The organism is Streptomyces sp. NPDC088354 (assembly GCF_044753585.1).
Taxonomy (GTDB): domain Bacteria; phylum Actinomycetota; class Actinomycetes; order Streptomycetales; family Streptomycetaceae; genus Actinacidiphila.
Genome location: NZ_JBIVNJ010000020.1, coordinates 42,746 through 58,419, shown reverse-complemented (window position 1 = coordinate 58,419; position 15,674 = coordinate 42,746). Strand labels below are relative to the sequence as shown.

Here is a 15,674-nt window from a genome sequence, read left to right as displayed (position 1 = left end):
GCGCGAGGTCGGTGCGGTGTCCCGGGGCCGGACGGCTTCGCACGTCAGGCGGCGGACGTCGCTCCGGTGTCGGAGGCGGCTGCGATCGTCGGCTCATGGACGAGTGGGTCGAACAGGTCGACGAACGTGATCTCGTGGTGGCTGTGGTGCGCCGCGCCGAGGCTGTCCGCCGGGGTTGGCTGCACCGGGTCGCCGTGACGATCTGCCGCGATCGCGAGGGACGATTCCTCGTCCATCGGCGGTCCGGGAAAGTGTCCCGCTTCCCGGGGCACTACGAGGTCGCGGTCGGCGGTGCCGTCGCCGTGGGTGAGTCGTACGAAGCGGCGGCGGCCCGCGAGCTGGAGGAGGAGCTGGGGGTCCGGGTGCCGGTGCACCGCGTGGCCACGTTCCTGAACCTCGGCGGCCTGAGCCCCCACTGGCTCGCCGTCCACGAGGCCGTCGTCCCCGGCCAGGTCAGGCCCGACGGGGACGAGGTCGCGTGGTGCGACTGGATGACCAGGAGCGAACTGGCGGGTTTCATGCGACGGGAGGCCTTCACTCCGGACAGCCAGGAGGTACTGAGCCGGTATGCCGCCGCGGTCCGGCCGGTGCCCCCGGAGGAACGGTGAGGCCGACTCCCGTTCCCGAGGCGGAGCCGCCCCCGGCTCACGCGTCCACGGGCGGGAGCGGGAGGAGCTCGGCGCGCTTGGGGGCCAGGCCGTCGCCGGAGGAGCGGCCGGTGAGGCGGCGGCCTATCCACGGCACCAGGTGCCGGCGGGTGAAACGCACGTCGGCCGCGCGGCGGACGGCCCAGGGGAGCTTCACCTCGGCGGGGAGGACCTCGGTCCAGTCGAACCGCGGGGTGTGGCCGAGGGTCTGCCAGACCGCCTCGGCGACCCGGCGGTGCCCCTCCTCGTCCAGGTGCAGCCGGTCGTCCGCCCACAGCCGCGGGTCGCCCAGCACGTCCGCGCCGTACAGGTCGACCACGAGGGCGCCGTGTTGCGCGGCCAGCTTGTCGATGAAGCCGAACAGCTCCTCCATGCGGGGCAGGAAGCGCACCGCGACCGGGCCACGGCGGGCGGGGCTGCGCATGAGCACGAGCTGCCGGCAGTTCGGCGCCAGCCGCTCGACGGCCTCCTCCAGCAGGGCGCACACCCGCGGGACGTCGCACTTGGGCCGCAGCACGTCGTTCAGCCCGCCGACCAGGGTCACCAGGTCCGCGCCCATCGAGGCCGCGGTCTCCACCTGCTCGTCCACGATCTGCTGGATCAGCTTGCCGCGCACCGCCAGATTGGCGTAGCGGAAGTCCGGGCTGTGGGCGGCGAGCCGGCCCGCGAGGAGGTCGGCCCAGCCGCGGTAGGTGCCGTCGGGCAGCGCGTCCGACATGCCTTCGGTGAAGGAGTCGCCGAGCGCGACGAAACTGGTGTGGGTGGCGGTCATCTCCATGGCGGCCGTGATCCTACCGGGCCGTTCCGCGGCCGCCTCAGGCGGCCGGTGTGTGCCCCATCAGCTCCTTGAGCACGTCCTCCATGGTCACCAGGCCCATGCCGCGCCCCTCGTCGTCGACCACCGCGGCCAGGTGCGCGCCGCTGGCCCGCATCGCCGCCAGGACGTCGTCCAGCGGGGTCGCCGCGCCCACGCGGGTGATGCGCCGCAGCGCTCCGCGCGGGAACGGGAGGTCGCGGTGGTCCGGCCCGAAGGCGAGGGCGTCCTTGACGTGGAGGTAGCCCAGGACGCGGCCGGAGTCCTCGGTGACCGGGAAGCGGGAGAACCCCGAACGCGCGCTCAGCCGCTCCAGCCCCTCGGGTGTGATGTCCGAACGCGCCGTGACCACCCGGTCGGCGGGCACCACGACCTCGCCCACCGGACGCCGGCCGAGTTCCAGCGCGTCCTGCAGCCGGATCGCGGCCCGCTCGTCCAGCAGCCCCGCTGCCCCCGCGTCGGTGACCATCCGGGCCAGCTCGTCGTCGGAGAACACCGCGGCGACCTCGTCCTTCGGCTCCACCCGCAGCAGCTTCAGCAGGCCGTTGGCGAACGCGTTGATCGCGAAGATCACCGGGCGCAGCGCCCGCGCGAGCGTCACCAGCGGCGGCCCCAGCGCCAGCGCGGTGCGCTCGGGCGCGGCGAGCGCGATGTTCTTCGGCACCATCTCGCCCAGCAGCATGTGCGCGTACGTGGCCAGGGTCAGCGCGATGGCGAACGACGCCACGTGAACCGCGCTCTCCGGGACGTGCAGCGCCTGGAACAGCGGGGACAGCACGTGCTCGATGGCGGGCTCGGCCACGATGCCGAGCACCAGGGTGCACAGGGTGATTCCCAGCTGCGCGGCCGCCAGCAGCGGCGAGAGGTGCTGCAGGCCCCACAGGACGTGGCGTGCCCCGCGTTCGCCGGCCTCGGCGCGGGGCTCGATCTGACTGCGCCGCACGGAGATCATGGCGAACTCGGCGCCGACGAAGAACGCGTTCACCACCAGCGTCAGCAGCCCGACCATGATCTGCAGGAAGGTCATCGCACCTCCGCCGCGCCGTCGTCGGTGCCGTGCCCCGCGTCCTGGCCGTGCCCCGCGTCCTGGCCGGGCGGCGCGTCCTCGCCCGGCGGCGGGGAGATCAGCCGCACATGGGCCGCGCGGTGCCCGGAGTCGTCGGTGACCTCCAGCACCCACCCGGCGGCCTCGGCGATGTCCCCGGTGACCGGGATGCGGCCGAGCCGTTCCGCGATCAGTCCGGCCAGCGTCTCGTACGGCCCCTCGGGCGCCCGCAGCCCGATCTGGGCCAGCTGGTCGGTGCGGGTGGCGCCGTCGGCGTCGTAGACCCGGCGGCCGGTGCGGTCCTGGTGGATGAAGGCGAGGTCGGGCGTCTCCTGCGGGTCGTGCTCGTCACGCACCTCCCCGACCACCTCCTCCACGATGTCCTCCAGGGTGACGACGCCGGCCGTGCCCCCGTACTCGTCGATGACCACGGCCATGCCCGTGTCGCCGGCGAGCCGGTCCAGCAGCCGGTCGACGGTCAGCGACTCGGGCACCAGCAGCGGCTCGCGCAGCAGCGCGGTCAGCGGGTGGCCCGGCCGGCGCTCGGCCGGCACGGCCAGCACGTCCTTGATGTGGACGATGCCGATCACGTCGTCCAGGCCGCCGCGGTGCACGGGGAAACGGGACAGGCCGGTCGCCCGGGTGGCCTCGGCGACGTCCTGGCAGCTCGCGCGCTCGTCCAAAGAGGTGACCTGGACCCGGGGGGTCATGACGTTCTCGGCGGTCAGCTCCGCCAGGCCCAGGGTGCGGACGAACAGTTCCGCGGTGTCCGCCTCCAGGGCACCGGCCCGCGCCGAGTGACGGGCGAGCGCGACCAGTTCCTCCGGACTTCGGGCCGACGCGAGCTCCTCCGCGGGCTCCATGCCCAGGCGCCGCAGGATGCGGTTGGCGGAGTTGTTCAGATGGCGGATGAGCGGACCGAAGGCGGCGGTGAACGCCCGCTGCGCCGGGGCGACCGCCTTGGCGACCGGCAACGGACGGGAGATCGCCCAGTTCTTCGGGACCAGTTCGCCGACCACCATCAGCACGACCGTCGAGATCGCCGTGCCCAGGACCAGTGCCAGGGACGTCGCCGCCGAACTCGGCATCCCGAGCGCCCGCAGTGGCCCGGCCAGCAGCTTCGCGATGGAGGCCTCCGCCAGCATGCCGATCACCAGGCCCGTGACGGTGATCCCGAGCTGGGCCCCGGACAACTGCAGCGTCAGGGTGCGCACGGCACGCAGCGCGGCGGACGCGCCCCGCTCACCGGCCCGCGCGGCACGTTCCAGGTCGCCGCGCTCGACGGTGGTCAGCGAGAACTCCGCGGCGACGAAGACCGCGCACGCCAGCGTGAGCAGCAGCGCGACGGCCAGCAGGAGCACTTCGGTCATCGGGACACCTCGATCCCATGATCGGTCAGCGGACGGCGGCGCGCGCGCTCATGCCACCGTCGGCGGAACGGGCGCGTGTCCCTGCGGGCGACGGCGGTGCCGGGCGGGCTACCCGGCGGCCGGAGGGCCGGGCGGGCGGACCTCGACGAGCGGCTTGGTCCAGCGCCGCCACTGCTCGTTGGGGAGATAGCCCGCCGACCGCCAGGCGTGGTGGGCCCGCTCGTTGCGCACGAGCACCATGGCGTCCCCGCGGCGGCCGCCGAGCGCGGCGAACCGGCGCTCCGCCGCGGCCAGCAGCGCGGTCGCGACGCCCTGGCGGCGCCCCCGCGGGTGCACGGCCAGGCGGTACAGGTGGCAGCGCCAGCCGTCGAAGCCGGCGATGACGGTGCCGACGAGTTCCCCGCCGCGTGTCGCGAGGAGCAGCGCCTCGGGATCCCGGGCGATGAGGCCGCTCACCCCGGCCAGGTCGTCGCTGACCGTGGTGCCCTCGGCGGCGTCCTTCCAGAACGCCAGCACTCTTTCGGCGTCGGCAGGTGCCGCGGCCTGTATTCGCAGATCGTCCACGGTCCTCACCCAAGCAGGCCGTACGGGCGCCCGTCGAGGGTTTTACGTGCGGTTCCGCCGCGGTTCCGCGATCACGCGGGCGAAGTCCTCGGCCGTGGGCTCCTGGACGCCCCGCCGCGCCCGGGGCGCCGGTCCGGCTGGTCGGGCACCTGCACGGCGATCTGTGGGCGCGGTGCCGTGCGCCACGGCGCCCCGGTTCGTCCCCCGTGGCGGCGGGCAGCAGCCGCAGAGTGCCGTCATGCGTGCGTGGAGCGGCCTGCGTCCCGGTCAACGCGACGACGCTCGCTGGCCATCCGGCCCCAGCGTCCAGCTGCGGTTCGCCGGCGCACCGGCCGTCGCGCCCAGAGGCGGCGCAGCGTGGTGACGGTGTGCGTCGGGCGGTCCGGCCGCCCCGAACGCTTCGCGCAGGTAGCCCGCGCCGAGGGCCGGTTCCCGGCGTCCGCCAGAACCGCAGGCGGCGTTGAGCGCGAAGGTGCCGAGCCGGGCCCGCTGGGCGGCGTGCGCCGCCGTGTAGCCGGCCGGTCCGACGCCAGCGCCCCGCCGCCGCACGGCGCACCGCGCACGCCGTCATTCGTGCGCGATGGCCGCCAGCACGTTCATCCTCGAGGCGCGCAGCGCCGGCAGCAGGGCGGCGACCAGACCGACGACCACCGAGCCGGCCATGACCGCGCCGACCGTCGTCCAGGGCACCGTGAGCGCCCGGATGCCCTCCAGGGCGAGCACCTCGTGCGTCACCAGTCCCCACACCAGACCGAGTCCGAGGCCCAGCACCGCGCCGAACACGGCGATCACCACCGACTCCAGGCGGATCATGCGTCTGAGCTGGAGGCGCGACAGGCCGATGGCCCGCAGCAGCCCGATCTCGCGGGTGCGCTCGACCACCGACAGGGCAAGGGTGTTGACGACACCGAGGACCGCGATGAGGATCGCCAGCCCCAGCAGCGCGTAGACGAGGGTGAGCAGCACGGAGATCTGGGTGCGCACCAGCCTCTTGTAGTCGGCCTGGTCCCGGACCTCGACCTGCGGATAGGGCTTCAGCGCCCGCTCCAGCCGGGCGCGGAGCGTCGGCTTGGCGGTGCCGGGCGCCGCGTTCACGTACAGGGCGGCGTCCTGGCTCCCCGGCAGATGGCGCTCGGCGGTGGCGAGCCCCATCGTCAAGGTGGCGTCGTCCCCGAAGAGGGTGCCCTGGCTGGTGGTCAGGGCCCGCAGGACGAAGGTGGCCCTGCGGGCGTCGGCGAAGCGCACCGGCAGTCTGCTGCCCACCCGCAGCCCGTGCCGGGCCGCGTACTCCTGCGAGAGCGAGACGCTGTCCGCGGCGAGCGCCCGGGCGGTGTCACCGCGGGCGTAGTCGAGGTTGAGCACGTCGTCTGCGCCGGGGCCGATGGCGGCACCGGTGAGCTTCGCCGTACGACCGCCGGGCAGGGTGACCAGGACGGGCACGTAGCGCATCGGGACGATCCGGCCCGCCCCCCGCACCTTGTGCACCGCCTTGGTGACGGCGGGGGAGAAGGGCGCGAAACGGTCGCCCTGGACGACGAAGTCGGCGCCGAGTGCCCTGTCGATCTCGTGGTCGAACGAACTGGCCATCGAGGTCCCGGCCATCGACATGCCGGTCACCAGGGCGAGCCCGATCATCAGTGCCGAGGCCGTCGCGCCGGTGCGCCGGGGATTGCGCAGCGCGTTGCGCTGGCTCATCCGCCCCACCGGCCCGAACACCCGCGGCAGCGCCCCGCCCACCACACGGATGACCGGGCGTACGAGCAGCGGGCCCGCCACCACCGCGGCGATCAGCGAGAGCCCGATGCCCAGGCCCAGGAAGGACGCGGCGGCACCGATCGTCCCCGCGGCCGCCGCGCCCGCGAGCGCGGCCGCCGCCGGCAGCGCGAGGAGCCCGCCCGCGACCGCCCGTCCCCGCAGCGACCGGTCGCCGTCCGTGACCTCGACGTCGGCAAGCGCGGCCATGGGGGACACCCGCGAGGCCCTGCGCGCCGGCAGGTAGGCCGCGACGAGCGTCACCACCAGCCCGACCGCGTACGCCGCCACCGGTACCGGCGGACGCAGCACCATCTGCGAGGCGCCGATGTTCATGCCGAACGCGCCCAGCAGCCGGATCAGCCCGGCCGCCAGCCCCACCCCGCACAGCAGCCCCAGCGTGGAGCCGACCAGGCCGAGCAGCGCCGCCTCCACGAGCACCGAGCGCCGCACCTGCCGCCGGTCCGCGCCCAGCGCGCGCAGCAGCCCGAGTTCGCGGGTGCGCTGCGCGATCAGCATGGAGAAGGTGTTGACGATCAGGAAGACACCGACGAGGACCGCGACCCCGGCGAAGCCCAGCATGACGTACTTGATCACGTCGAGGAACGTCGCCAGGGACTCGGCGGCCGACTTCGCCTGTTCGGCCTGCGTCGTGTACGTGTAGCCGGGGCCCAGCGCGGCGGCGATCCGCCGCTTCAGCGTCGCGTCGGACACGCCGGGCGCGGCGTCGGCGCGCACCGAGGTCGCGGCTCCGGCCCGGCCGATCAGCCGGGTCTGCGCGGTGGGCGTGTCCACGAACAGCCGGGTCGTGCCCGGGTTGGTGGTGGTGAACGTGGCGATGCCGACGATGCGCACGGGGAACGCGCCCGGCTGCGCGAGTACGCGCAGGGTGTCACCGATACGCAGCCCGCGGTTGGCCGCGGTGTCCGCGTCGATCAGCGCCTCGCGGTCGCCGTGCGGCGCGTGGCCGCTGGTCAGCCGTACCGGACTGCGCGGGTCGCCGGACCAGTTGCCGGCCAGGACGGGTGCCCCGGTCGTCGGTCCGACGGGGCGGTTGCGGGCGTCGACGACGGTGGCGTTCCGGACGGTGGCGTCGACGTGCGCGTCGGCGACCCCCGGCACGGCCTCGACCTTGGCCAGCAGCGACGCGGGAAGTGTGCCGACCTGGCCCGAGGCGTAGTTCTGGTTCTCGGAGAACGCCTCGGGCGGACCCACCGTCACATCGGCCGCGGTCGAGGCGAAGAGCCGGTTGAAGGTGCGGTTGACGGTGTCGGAGAAGATCATGCTGCCGGTGACGAACGCCACCGACAGCAGGACGGCGAGCGCGGAGAGCAGCAGCCGGCCCTTGTGGGCCAGGAAGCTGCGCAGCGTCGCCCGGAGCACGGCAGGGGCCTAACCCTGCTTCCGCAGCGCGTCGAAGCGCTTGAGCCGCTCCAGCACGCCGTCGGCCGAGGGCCGGGACAGCTCGTCGACGATGCGCCCGTCGTTGAGGAAGAGCACCAGGTCCGAGTGCGCGGCCGCGGTGGGGTCGTGGGTCACCATCACCACGGTCTGGCCCAGCCGGTCCACGGCCTCCCGCAGGAAGCGCAGCACCTCCGCGCCGGACTGGGAGTCCAGGTTGCCGGTGGGCTCGTCGGCGAAGATCAGCTGCGGGCGGGACGCGAGCGCGCGTGCGCACGCGACACGCTGCTGCTGGCCGCCGGACAGCTGCGACGGGCGGTGCCGCAGCCGGTCGCGCAGGCCGAGGGTGTCGATGACGCGGTCCAGCCACTCCTGGTCGGGCCTGCGGCCGGCGATGTCCATCGGCAGCGTGATGTTCTCCGCCGCGGTCAGCGTCGGCAGCAGGTTGAAGGCCTGGAAGACGAAGCCGACCTGGTCCCGGCGCAGACGCGTCAGCTGCCGTTCGCCCAGCCGCGTGATCTCGGTGTCGCCGATCCACACCTGCCCGGAGGTGACGGAGTCCAGCCCCGCCAGGCAGTGCATCAGGGTTGACTTGCCGGAGCCCGACGGCCCCATGACGGCGGTGAACCGGCCCCGCCGGATGTCCACGTCCACCGCGTCCAGTGCCACCACGCGGGTCTCGCCCGTTCCGTACGCCTTGGTCAGTGCCAGGGCCCGGGCCGCCACCTCGGCGCCCGTCACGGTGTCCTCTGTGCCTGTTGTGGCCGGTGTCGACACGCTTGTCCCCCATCATGCCGATGTGCGTGCTGTCGTATGGGGCGAGAGTAGGTCGTCGTGAGCGCGCGTGCATCGTCCGGGGGTCGGGCTCCGGATCGCGCGTGTAAGGGGCACTTGTCACTGCTAGCGCATCGGCGCTAGCCTGATGGTATGGCCAAGACCCAGTTGAACGTGCGGGTCGACGAGACCACCGCCGCGACCGCCCGGGAACGGGCCGCGCAGCGGGGGATCAGTGTGAACCGCTACATAGAGGAACTCGTCCAGCAGGACGCGGGCGAGAACGGCCGCACTTTCGTCGAGGCGGCGGCCGACTTCATGAAGCAGTACGAGTCCGTCTTCGCCGAGGAGTTCGGCGCGGAGCGCGAAGGCCGTCGTTGACCCTGCGGATCGATCTCGCCTGGCTGCTCATGGTCGCCGAGCACAACACCCCCGGTGACCCCCAGGTCGCCGACTGGGGCGCGCTGGTCGCCGCCGTCAGCCGGCACCAGGCCGAGATATTCGGCGTGCCCGTGTACGCAGACACCTACGAGTGCGCCGCGTCCCTCATGCAGTTGCTGGTGCACGTCCCCGCCCTGGAGCGGTCCAACGTCATGTTCGCCTCGGCCGTGGCCTACGCCTATCTGGTCGCGAGCGGGCTCAAGGTCGCCACCTCGCCGGAGCGGGTGCGCGAGCTGGCCCGGCTGGTCAAGGGCGGCACGGCCGATGTGCTGGAGATCGCCGAGGTGCTGCGCGGCTGGAGCCTGTGAAGGGGTCGCCGGGCGCCGGTCGGTCCCGCGGCTACGGCCACCGGACGCCCACGGGGAGTTGGTCCCAGTGCGGCGCCGACAGGTGGAGCAGCGTGTAGCGGTCGGGGTCGTCGCCGACCGCCGGCTCCGCCCACAAGGTGAGGTGGACGATCTCCCAGTGCCGCGGGTCGACCGCGAGCACGGTCGCGTGCACGCCCGGGGCGGCGGAACGCTCCTGCCAGCGCTCCAGCGCGCGGGCCACCGGCTCGCGGGGGTCGGCGCCCGCCGGCAGGGGCTCGCGCAGGCGGCTCGCCGCCCGGGGCGCGGAGCCGTGGGCAGGGCCGGGGCGGAAGGCGGCACCGGTCCAGTGGTGCACGGACGGGCGGCCGAAATCGCCGACGATGCCCCCGAAGCCGCCGCCGCCCCACAGGAAGCGGTTCATCCCGCCGGTGTCGCCCCAGAGGTAGAAGGGGGCGTACTGGTTGACCGGCGAGCCGTCGGCGCCGCGCTCCCGCACGAGATAGGCCTTGAACCCCAGGCCCTCGTACGCGTCGGTGAGACCGCCGCGGGCGGCCACCCGGTCATGGATGATCCCCATGTCGTAGTCGGCGGGCAGGGTGATCTCGTACTGCATCGCGTACACGGAACCGCCTAGGAGTGATGCGACAGCAGCGCCAGCACTCCGCTGACGGCCTGGTCGAAGGGCGCGGCCGAGCCGGCCGCGCGGGCGAGCACGTAGCCGCCCTGGAGGACGGCGACGACGGTCGCGGCGATGTCGTCGGGGTCGAGCCCGGGGGCGATCTCGCCGCGTGCCTGGCCGCCCGCGAGCACGTCGGCGATCCGGCCGCGCAGCCACTCGAAGGTCTCGTCCACCGGAGCGCGCAGCGCCGGGCTGGTGACGATCTCCGGGTCCTGGGTGAGCCCGCCCACCGGGCAGCCGCGCAGCACCTCGCGCTCGCGCCGCAGATAGCGGGTGATCCGCTCGACCGCCGTCCCGGGCCCGGCGAGCTGCTCCTCGGCCGCAGCGCGCATCTCCGCGGCGGTGCGCCGTACCGCGGCGAGCGCGAGATCGGGCTTGCCGGAGAAGTGGTGGTACATGCTCCCCTGGCCGACACCTGAGCGCTGCTGGATGGCCTTGGGGCTGGTGCCGATGTAGCCGCGTTCCCACAGCAGCGCGCGGGTGCTCTCGATCAACCGGTCGGGGGTGTCCACGCGGGTGACTGTACATACCGGTAGGTACAGCGGGCAAGATCAGCCCGGGCGGCGCGCCGTGGCCAGTACATGCGGTGAACTCGGCACCTGGAGCCCGTGCTCCGGGACGCGCAGGCGGCGCAGCTCCAGCAGCTCGAAGCCGCTCGCCTGCACCGCCGCCGGAGTGTCCCGTCCCGTGCGGCAGCCCCCGAACAGCAGAGGCCAGAACGTGTGGTCCGCCACCCACTGCACCGCCGCCCCGCCGCGGCCCGGGGCCCGGCAGTGTTCCAGCAGCCGCAGTTCACCGCCCGGCCGCAGCACGCGCAGCAACTCGCCGAGCGCCCGCGCCGGATCCCGCACCGAGCACATCACCAGTGAGGACACCGCGGCGTCGAAACCCTCGCTCTTGACCGGCAGGGCCTCCGCGACGCCCGGCACCACGTCCACCGGCACCTGCGCACGCTGCGCCTCGTCCACGGCCAGCCGGCGCAGATGCCGTTCGGGTTCGATGGCCACGACTTCCGCCACCGTGCGCGGATAGTGACGGAAGTTCAGTCCCGGGCCGGCACCGATCTCGATCACCCGGCCGGACAGCCCGGCCAGGAGTTCCCCCCGCAGCTCCGCCAGGCCCATACGGGTCTCGGCGCCCCGGGCGCAGCGGGCGTAGAAGCGGGCGAACAGCGGGTGGTGGACGGGCTCGCGCATCACGCTGGAACGGATGGGCATGGCAGGCCCCTTCTTGTCGAGTACGCCTCGTCGTGCCCCCCTCTTCCGGATTCTGCCGCCGGGGCGGGCCCGCCATGCCTCGTGGTGCGCAGTTCCGGCTCGCGGTTCGGCCGCCGCCGGACGGCCGTTCGAGCCGTCAGATGATGGAGGACCAGATCGCCGTGAAGGCGTCGACGTCCCAGAGGCCGCCGATGCGGGGCGCGAGCCAGCCCGGCGCGGCCTCCCGGAAGGCGTCCGGCGAGAGCGCCGCGGCCCCTGCGGGGACGGCGCCGATCAGCGGTGCTCCGGTGCAGTCCGGGAGGTCGGCGAGGTTGCTGCGGGCCGCCAGGTCCGGGTCGCCGGGCCAACTGCCGATGACGAAACCGGCGCAGGCCAGTGCGCGGGCCCGCAGCGCCTCCGCCGTGAGGGCGGCCGTGTTGAGCGTCCCGAGCCCGGCGGGCGCGACGACGAGGACCGGTGAACCCAGCATCTTCGCCGCGTCCGCGAGCGTGGAGCCGTCCTGGTCGAACCGGACCAGGAGCCCGCCCGCGCCCTCGACCAGGACGATGTCGTGGACGGCCGCGAGCTTCGCGGCGGCCTCGGCGATCTCACCCGGGCCCACGGACGGCATGCCGGCGCGCCGGGCCGCCGTGGCCGGGGCCAGGGGGTCGGGGTAGCGGACGAGTTCGACGCCGGTGAGCTCGTGCCCGGCCAGCCGCGTCACCTCCGCGGCGTCGCCCGGCTCGTCGGGACCGAGGCCGGTCTGGGCGGGCTTGAGGTAGGCGACGCTGAAGCCCACCGCGAGCGAGGTCGCCGCGATGGCCGCCGAGACCACCGTCTTGCCGATCTCCGTGCCCGTACCGGTCACGAACAACACCGTCATGCCGCCTCCGCTGCCGCGCACACCGCCGCGCAGATGCGCGCGACGTCCTCGTCCCCCGTCACGTACGGGGGCATCGTGTAGATCAAGTCCCGGAACGGCCGCAACCATACCCCCCCGCGGACGGCGGCCCGCGAGGCGGCCGCCATGGCAGCAGCGTCGAGGGGGGTGTCGAGCTGGACGACCCCGATCGCGCCCAGCACCCGTACGTCCCGCACTCCCGGGAGGGCGGCGGCCGGCGCCAGCCCGTCCCGCAGTCCGGCCTCGATGCGCTTGACCTCCTGGGCCCAGTCCTGCCCGAGCAGCAGGTCGATCGAGGCGCAGGCGACGGCCGCGGCCAGCGGGTTGCCCATGAAGGTGGGGCCGTGGGCGAGGACGGGGACCTCGCCCCGGGAGATGCCGTCGGCGACCCGGGCGGTGCACAGGGTCGCGGCCATGGTCAGATAGCCGCCCGTGAGGGCCTTGCCGACGCACATCACGTCGGGGGAGACGCCCGCCTGCTCGGCGGCGAAGAGCGTGCCGGTCCGGCCGAAGCCGGTGGCGATCTCGTCGAACACGAGCAGCACGTCGTGCTCGTCGCAGGCCTCGCGCAGCACCCGCAGATAGGCCGGCGGGTGGAAGGACATGCCGCCCGCGCCCTGCACCACCGGCTCCACGACGACCGCGGCGAGTTCGTGCGCGTGGCGGGCGACTCTCTCCCGCAGATGGCGGGCGTACGCGTCGTCGTACTCGGCCGGTGGCGCGTCGGCGAAGACCTGACGGGGCAGCACCCCCGACCACAGCCCGTGCATGCCGCCCTCGGGGTCGCACACGGACATCGGCTGCCAGGTGTCGCCGTGGTAGCCGCCGCGCCAGGTCATCAGGCGCTGCTTGGCGGGCCGGCCGAGGGAGCGCCAGTACTGCAGGCACATCTTGACGGCGACCTCGACCGACACGGAGCCGGAGTCGGCGAGGAAGACGTGCCGCAGCGGCTCCGGGGTGATCTCCACCAGGCGGGCGGCGAGCCGGACGGCGGGCTCGTGCGTGAGCCCGCCGAACATGACGTGGCTCATGCGGTCCAGCTGGCCGCGCGCCGCCTCGTTGAGCACCGGGTGGTTGTAGCCGTGGATCGCCGACCACCAGGAGGACATGCCGTCCACGAGTTCGGTCACGCCCTCGACCGGTTCGGCGAGCCGCAGCCGGACCCCGGCGGCGGACTCGACGACGAGCGGGTCCTGACGGCCCGGCATGGGCCCGTACGGATGCCAGACGTGCTCCCGGTCCAGTGCCAGGAGCTCGCCCGCGGTGAGCGGTTCAGGCATTGGGCGGCAGGTCCGTCCCGGTGCCGCGACGGCGCACCGCCACCAGGTCGGTGCGCGGGGCACCCGCGGTGCCCGCCGGGACCGGGGCGGCGTCGCCGTGTCCGCCGCAGGGGCCGCAACCGCCCTCCCCGGCGTCGTGCGAGCCGCAGCCGTCGCTGTGCGAGCCGCATCCGGCACCCGCCCGCGCGTCCGCGACGTCGGCGCGGTGCTGGGGGAGGGTGACCGTGCCGGCGCCCTCCACCTCGAAGCCGGCGTCCGCGATCATGTCGAGGTCGGCCTGACCCGCCTGGCCCTCACTGGTGAGGTAGTCGCCCAGGAAGATGGAGTTGGCCAGGTGCAGCGCCAGCGGCTGCATGGTGCGCAGGTGCACCTCGCGGCCGCCCGCGATGCGGACCTCCACGTCGGGGCAGACGAAGCGCACCATCGCGAGGATGCGCAGGCACCGCTGGGGGGTGAGGTTCCACTCCTTGGCCAGCGGCGTGCCCTCGAACGGGATGAGGAAGTTGACGGGGACCGAGTCGGGGTCCAGCTCCCGCAGCGCGAACACGACGTCGACCAGGTCCTCGTCGCTCTCGCCCATGCCCGCGATCAGACCGGAGCAGGCGGACAGGCCTGCCGCCTGGGCCTGCTGCACCGTGTCGACCCGGTCGGCGTAGGTGTGCGTGGTGGTGATGTCCCCGTAGGTCGCCTCGGAGGTGTTGAGGTTGTGGTTGTACGCGTCGGCGCCCGCGCCGCGCAGCCGGCCGGCCTGCCCCTCGGAGAGCAGGCCGAGGCAGGCGCAGACCTCCACGCCCTCGTTCTGCTCCTTGATGGCTTCGATGGTCTTCGAGACCCGGTCCACGTCGCGGTCGGTCGGTCCGCGCCCGCTGGCCACCAGGCACACCCGCTTGGCGCCGCCCGCGACCCCCGCCGCCGCGGCGGCCGCCGCCTGTTCGGGCTTCAGCCAGGTGTACTTGAGGACACCGGCCTCGGAACCCAGCCGCTGCGAGCAGTACGAGCAGTCCTCGGGGCACAGCCCCGACTTGAGATTGACCAGGTAGTTCAGCTTCACGCGGCGCCCGAACCAGGCCCGGCGCACCTTGCCGGCCGCGGCCACCACGTCGAGCAGCTCGTCGTCGGAGGTGACCAGCACGGCGAGGGCCTCCTCGCGTGTGGGCAGCTCGCGGCGCAGCCCCTTCTCCACCAACCCATTGAGCAGATCCATGCCGTGATCCTGACGCACGCGGCGATCCGGAGCCAATGAGGCACCCCACAAGACCGCTCGCGCAGGGTGTGTGGATCACCACACCGTGCGAACCGGCAGGGCACACTACGGTGCTGCAGAGACCTCACGACGACCCCGGGGACGACCATGGCCCGCGACCCGTTCGACTGGATCGACGCGCACGCCGAACGGCGCGGCGCCGCGGGGCTGGTGCGCACCCTGCGGCCCCGCCCCGCGCGGTCGCCGCTGCTCGACCTCGCCTCCAACGACTACCTGGGCCTGGCCCGGCACCCGGAGGTCACCCGTGCGGGTGCCGATGCGTGCCTGCGCTGGGGCGCCGGGTCGACCGGCTCACGGCTGGTGACCGGCAGCACCGAACTGCACGCGGAGCTGGAGGCCGAACTCGCCGCGTTCTGCGGCTTCGAGGCGGCCCTGGTGCTGGCCTCGGGGTACGCCGCCAATCTCGCCGCGGTGACCGCGCTGACCACCGAGCCGGGCACCCTGATCGTCTCCGACGCGGGCAACCACGCCTCCCTCATCGACGGCTGCCGGCTCTCCCGGGCATCCACCGAGGTCGTCGCCCACGCCGACCCCGAGGCCGTGCGTAAGGCGCTGTCAGGGCACGACGGCCCGGCCGTGACCGTCACCGACTCGGTCTTCTCGGTGGACGGCGACGCTGCCCCGCTCGGTGAACTGGCCGCGGCCTGCGCCGAGGCGGGGGCCGCGCTCCTGGTCGACGACGCGCACGGGCTCGGCGTCCTCGGGGACGGTGGCCGGGGCGCGACGGCGGCCGCCGGGCTGGCCGGGGCCCCGGGGCTGGTGTGCACGGCCACGCTGTCCAAGTCGCTGGGCAGCCAGGGCGGCGTGGTGCTCGGCCCGGCCCGGGTCATCGGGCATCTGGTCAACGCGGCACGGACGTTCATCTTCGACACCGGCCTCGCGCCGGCGGCCACGGGCGCCGCGCTGGGGGCGCTGCGGCTGCTGCGCCGGGAGCCGGACCGCGCCGCGCGGGCCCGTGAGGTGGCCCGTGAGCTGTACGAACGACTGGCGGCTGCGGGGCTGGAGACCACCGCGCCGGACGCGTGCGTGGTGTCGGTGCGGGCGCCCTCGCCGGAGGCGGCCGTGCAATGGGCCGCGGACTGCCGGGAGGCGGGGCTCGGTGTGGGGTGTTTCCGGCCTCCGTCGGTGCCGGACGGGATCTCCCGTCTGCGGCTCACCGCCCGCGCCGACCTGACCGACCGGGAGATCGGCGACGCCGTCGGGACCATCGTCCGTACGGCGCCGCCACGCCGCTGAGC

17 protein-coding genes are annotated in these 15,674 nt (G+C 74.1%); 4 read left to right on the top strand and 13 right to left on the bottom strand.

Annotation, left to right across the window (positions count from 1 at the left end):
• Nucleotides 1-44: 44 nt before the first annotated feature.
• Nucleotides 45-236: a hypothetical protein gene (locus ACIP98_RS26035; protein ID WP_319660751.1), complete on the bottom strand. Its 192-nt coding sequence runs from the start codon at nucleotides 234-236 to the stop codon at nucleotides 45-47.
• On the opposite strand from ACIP98_RS26035, the gene ACIP98_RS26030 reads away from it, so the two are divergent.
• A complete protein-coding gene (locus ACIP98_RS26030) occupies nucleotides 144-608 on the top strand; it encodes an NUDIX domain-containing protein (protein ID WP_319660750.1) in 465 nt (154 codons plus the stop codon). The two genes, ACIP98_RS26035 and ACIP98_RS26030, sit on opposite strands and share 93 nt — an antisense overlap.
• Nucleotides 609-645: 37 nt before the next feature.
• On the opposite strand, the gene ACIP98_RS26025 is transcribed toward ACIP98_RS26030, so the two are convergent.
• The 6 genes from ACIP98_RS26025 to ACIP98_RS26000 form a co-directional block, all read right to left on the bottom strand.
• On the bottom strand, nucleotides 646-1,425 hold the full coding sequence (locus tag ACIP98_RS26025; protein ID WP_319660698.1) for an SGNH/GDSL hydrolase family protein: 780 nt from the start codon (nucleotides 1,423-1,425) through the stop codon (nucleotides 646-648).
• A gap of 37 nt (nucleotides 1,426-1,462) precedes the next feature.
• Nucleotides 1,463-2,488 carry a hemolysin family protein gene (locus ACIP98_RS26020; RefSeq protein ID WP_401978165.1) on the bottom strand — a complete coding sequence of 342 codons (1,026 nt, stop codon included), beginning with the start codon at nucleotides 2,486-2,488 and terminating at the stop codon, nucleotides 1,463-1,465.
• Nucleotides 2,485-3,876, bottom strand: a complete 1,392-nt coding sequence (locus tag ACIP98_RS26015; protein WP_401978164.1) for a hemolysin family protein — start codon at nucleotides 3,874-3,876, stop codon at nucleotides 2,485-2,487. Before ACIP98_RS26015 ends, ACIP98_RS26020 begins: the two co-directional genes overlap by 4 nt.
• A 108-nt stretch (nucleotides 3,877-3,984) precedes the next feature.
• The gene (locus tag ACIP98_RS26010) at nucleotides 3,985-4,440 is read right to left on the bottom strand and encodes a GNAT family N-acetyltransferase (protein WP_319660695.1); all 456 of its coding nucleotides are present in this window, start codon (nucleotides 4,438-4,440) and stop codon (nucleotides 3,985-3,987) included.
• 567 nt (nucleotides 4,441-5,007) lie between these two features.
• Nucleotides 5,008-7,575 (bottom strand): ABC transporter permease, encoded by a 2,568-nt coding sequence (locus tag ACIP98_RS26005; protein WP_401978162.1) that lies wholly within the window; start codon nucleotides 7,573-7,575, stop codon nucleotides 5,008-5,010.
• Nucleotides 7,576-7,584: 9 nt separating this feature from the next.
• Entirely contained in the window at nucleotides 7,585-8,370 is a 786-nt protein-coding gene (locus ACIP98_RS26000; RefSeq protein WP_401978160.1) for an ABC transporter ATP-binding protein, read from the bottom strand.
• 150 nt (nucleotides 8,371-8,520) lie between these two features.
• Between ACIP98_RS26000 and ACIP98_RS25995 the strand changes: the two genes are divergently transcribed.
• Nucleotides 8,521-8,748 carry a toxin-antitoxin system HicB family antitoxin gene (locus tag ACIP98_RS25995; RefSeq protein WP_401978158.1) on the top strand — a complete coding sequence of 76 codons (228 nt, stop codon included), beginning with the start codon at nucleotides 8,521-8,523 and terminating at the stop codon, nucleotides 8,746-8,748.
• Nucleotides 8,745-9,116 carry a fic family toxin-antitoxin system, toxin component gene (locus ACIP98_RS25990; RefSeq protein ID WP_319660691.1) on the top strand — a complete coding sequence of 124 codons (372 nt, stop codon included), beginning with the start codon at nucleotides 8,745-8,747 and terminating at the stop codon, nucleotides 9,114-9,116. The genes ACIP98_RS25995 and ACIP98_RS25990 overlap by 4 nt, the downstream gene beginning before the upstream one ends.
• 31 nt (nucleotides 9,117-9,147) lie before the next feature.
• Here ACIP98_RS25990 and ACIP98_RS25985 read toward each other — a convergent pair whose 3' ends face one another.
• The 6 genes from ACIP98_RS25985 to bioB all read right to left on the bottom strand — a co-directional run bounded on the left by ACIP98_RS25985 (nucleotide 9,148) and on the right by bioB (nucleotide 14,376).
• Nucleotides 9,148-9,738, bottom strand: a complete 591-nt coding sequence (locus tag ACIP98_RS25985; RefSeq protein ID WP_319660690.1) for a DUF4865 family protein — start codon at nucleotides 9,736-9,738, stop codon at nucleotides 9,148-9,150.
• Nucleotides 9,739-9,746: 8 nt separating this feature from the next.
• Nucleotides 9,747-10,307: a TetR/AcrR family transcriptional regulator gene (locus tag ACIP98_RS25980; RefSeq protein WP_401978155.1), complete on the bottom strand. Its 561-nt coding sequence runs from the start codon at nucleotides 10,305-10,307 to the stop codon at nucleotides 9,747-9,749.
• 39 nt (nucleotides 10,308-10,346) lie between these two features.
• Nucleotides 10,347-11,012, bottom strand: coding sequence for a class I SAM-dependent methyltransferase (locus ACIP98_RS25975; protein ID WP_319660688.1), 666 nt, complete (start codon nucleotides 11,010-11,012; stop codon nucleotides 10,347-10,349).
• Nucleotides 11,013-11,148: 136 nt separating this feature from the next.
• Nucleotides 11,149-11,874 (bottom strand): dethiobiotin synthase, encoded by a 726-nt coding sequence (bioD, locus tag ACIP98_RS25970; RefSeq protein ID WP_319660687.1) that lies wholly within the window; start codon nucleotides 11,872-11,874, stop codon nucleotides 11,149-11,151.
• Nucleotides 11,871-13,172, bottom strand: coding sequence for an adenosylmethionine--8-amino-7-oxononanoate transaminase (locus ACIP98_RS25965; protein ID WP_319660686.1), 1,302 nt, complete (start codon nucleotides 13,170-13,172; stop codon nucleotides 11,871-11,873). Before ACIP98_RS25965 ends, bioD begins: the two co-directional genes overlap by 4 nt.
• Entirely contained in the window at nucleotides 13,165-14,376 is a 1,212-nt protein-coding gene (gene bioB, locus ACIP98_RS25960; protein ID WP_319660685.1) for a biotin synthase BioB, read from the bottom strand. Before bioB ends, ACIP98_RS25965 begins: the two co-directional genes overlap by 8 nt.
• Before the next feature lie 147 nt (nucleotides 14,377-14,523).
• Here bioB and ACIP98_RS25955 point away from each other — a divergent pair, with 147 nt between their 5' ends.
• Nucleotides 14,524-15,672 (top strand): 8-amino-7-oxononanoate synthase, encoded by a 1,149-nt coding sequence (locus tag ACIP98_RS25955; protein ID WP_319660684.1) that lies wholly within the window; start codon nucleotides 14,524-14,526, stop codon nucleotides 15,670-15,672.
• Nucleotides 15,673-15,674 lie beyond the last annotated feature (2 nt).

Bases quoted from the DNA above. Each gene is read 5' to 3' on its own strand.
- ACIP98_RS26015 (WP_401978164.1), bottom strand. From the start codon at position 3,876: ATGACCGAAGTGCTCCTGCTGGCCGTCGCGCTGCTGCTCACGCTGGCG.
- bioD (WP_319660687.1), bottom strand. From the start codon at position 11,874: ATGACGGTGTTGTTCGTGACCGGTACGGGCACGGAGATCGGCAAGACG.
- ACIP98_RS26035 (WP_319660751.1), bottom strand. From the start codon at position 236: ATGGACGAGGAATCGTCCCTCGCGATCGCGGCAGATCGTCACGGCGAC.
- bioB (WP_319660685.1), bottom strand. From the start codon at position 14,376: ATGGATCTGCTCAATGGGTTGGTGGAGAAGGGGCTGCGCCGCGAGCTG.
- ACIP98_RS25995 (WP_401978158.1), top strand. From the start codon at position 8,521: ATGGCCAAGACCCAGTTGAACGTGCGGGTCGACGAGACCACCGCCGCG.
- ACIP98_RS25975 (WP_319660688.1), bottom strand. From the start codon at position 11,012: ATGCCCATCCGTTCCAGCGTGATGCGCGAGCCCGTCCACCACCCGCTG.
- ACIP98_RS25955 (WP_319660684.1), top strand. From the start codon at position 14,524: ATGGCCCGCGACCCGTTCGACTGGATCGACGCGCACGCCGAACGGCGC.
- ACIP98_RS26020 (WP_401978165.1), bottom strand. From the start codon at position 2,488: ATGACCTTCCTGCAGATCATGGTCGGGCTGCTGACGCTGGTGGTGAAC.
- ACIP98_RS26025 (WP_319660698.1), bottom strand. From the start codon at position 1,425: ATGGAGATGACCGCCACCCACACCAGTTTCGTCGCGCTCGGCGACTCC.
- ACIP98_RS25965 (WP_319660686.1), bottom strand. From the start codon at position 13,172: ATGCCTGAACCGCTCACCGCGGGCGAGCTCCTGGCACTGGACCGGGAG.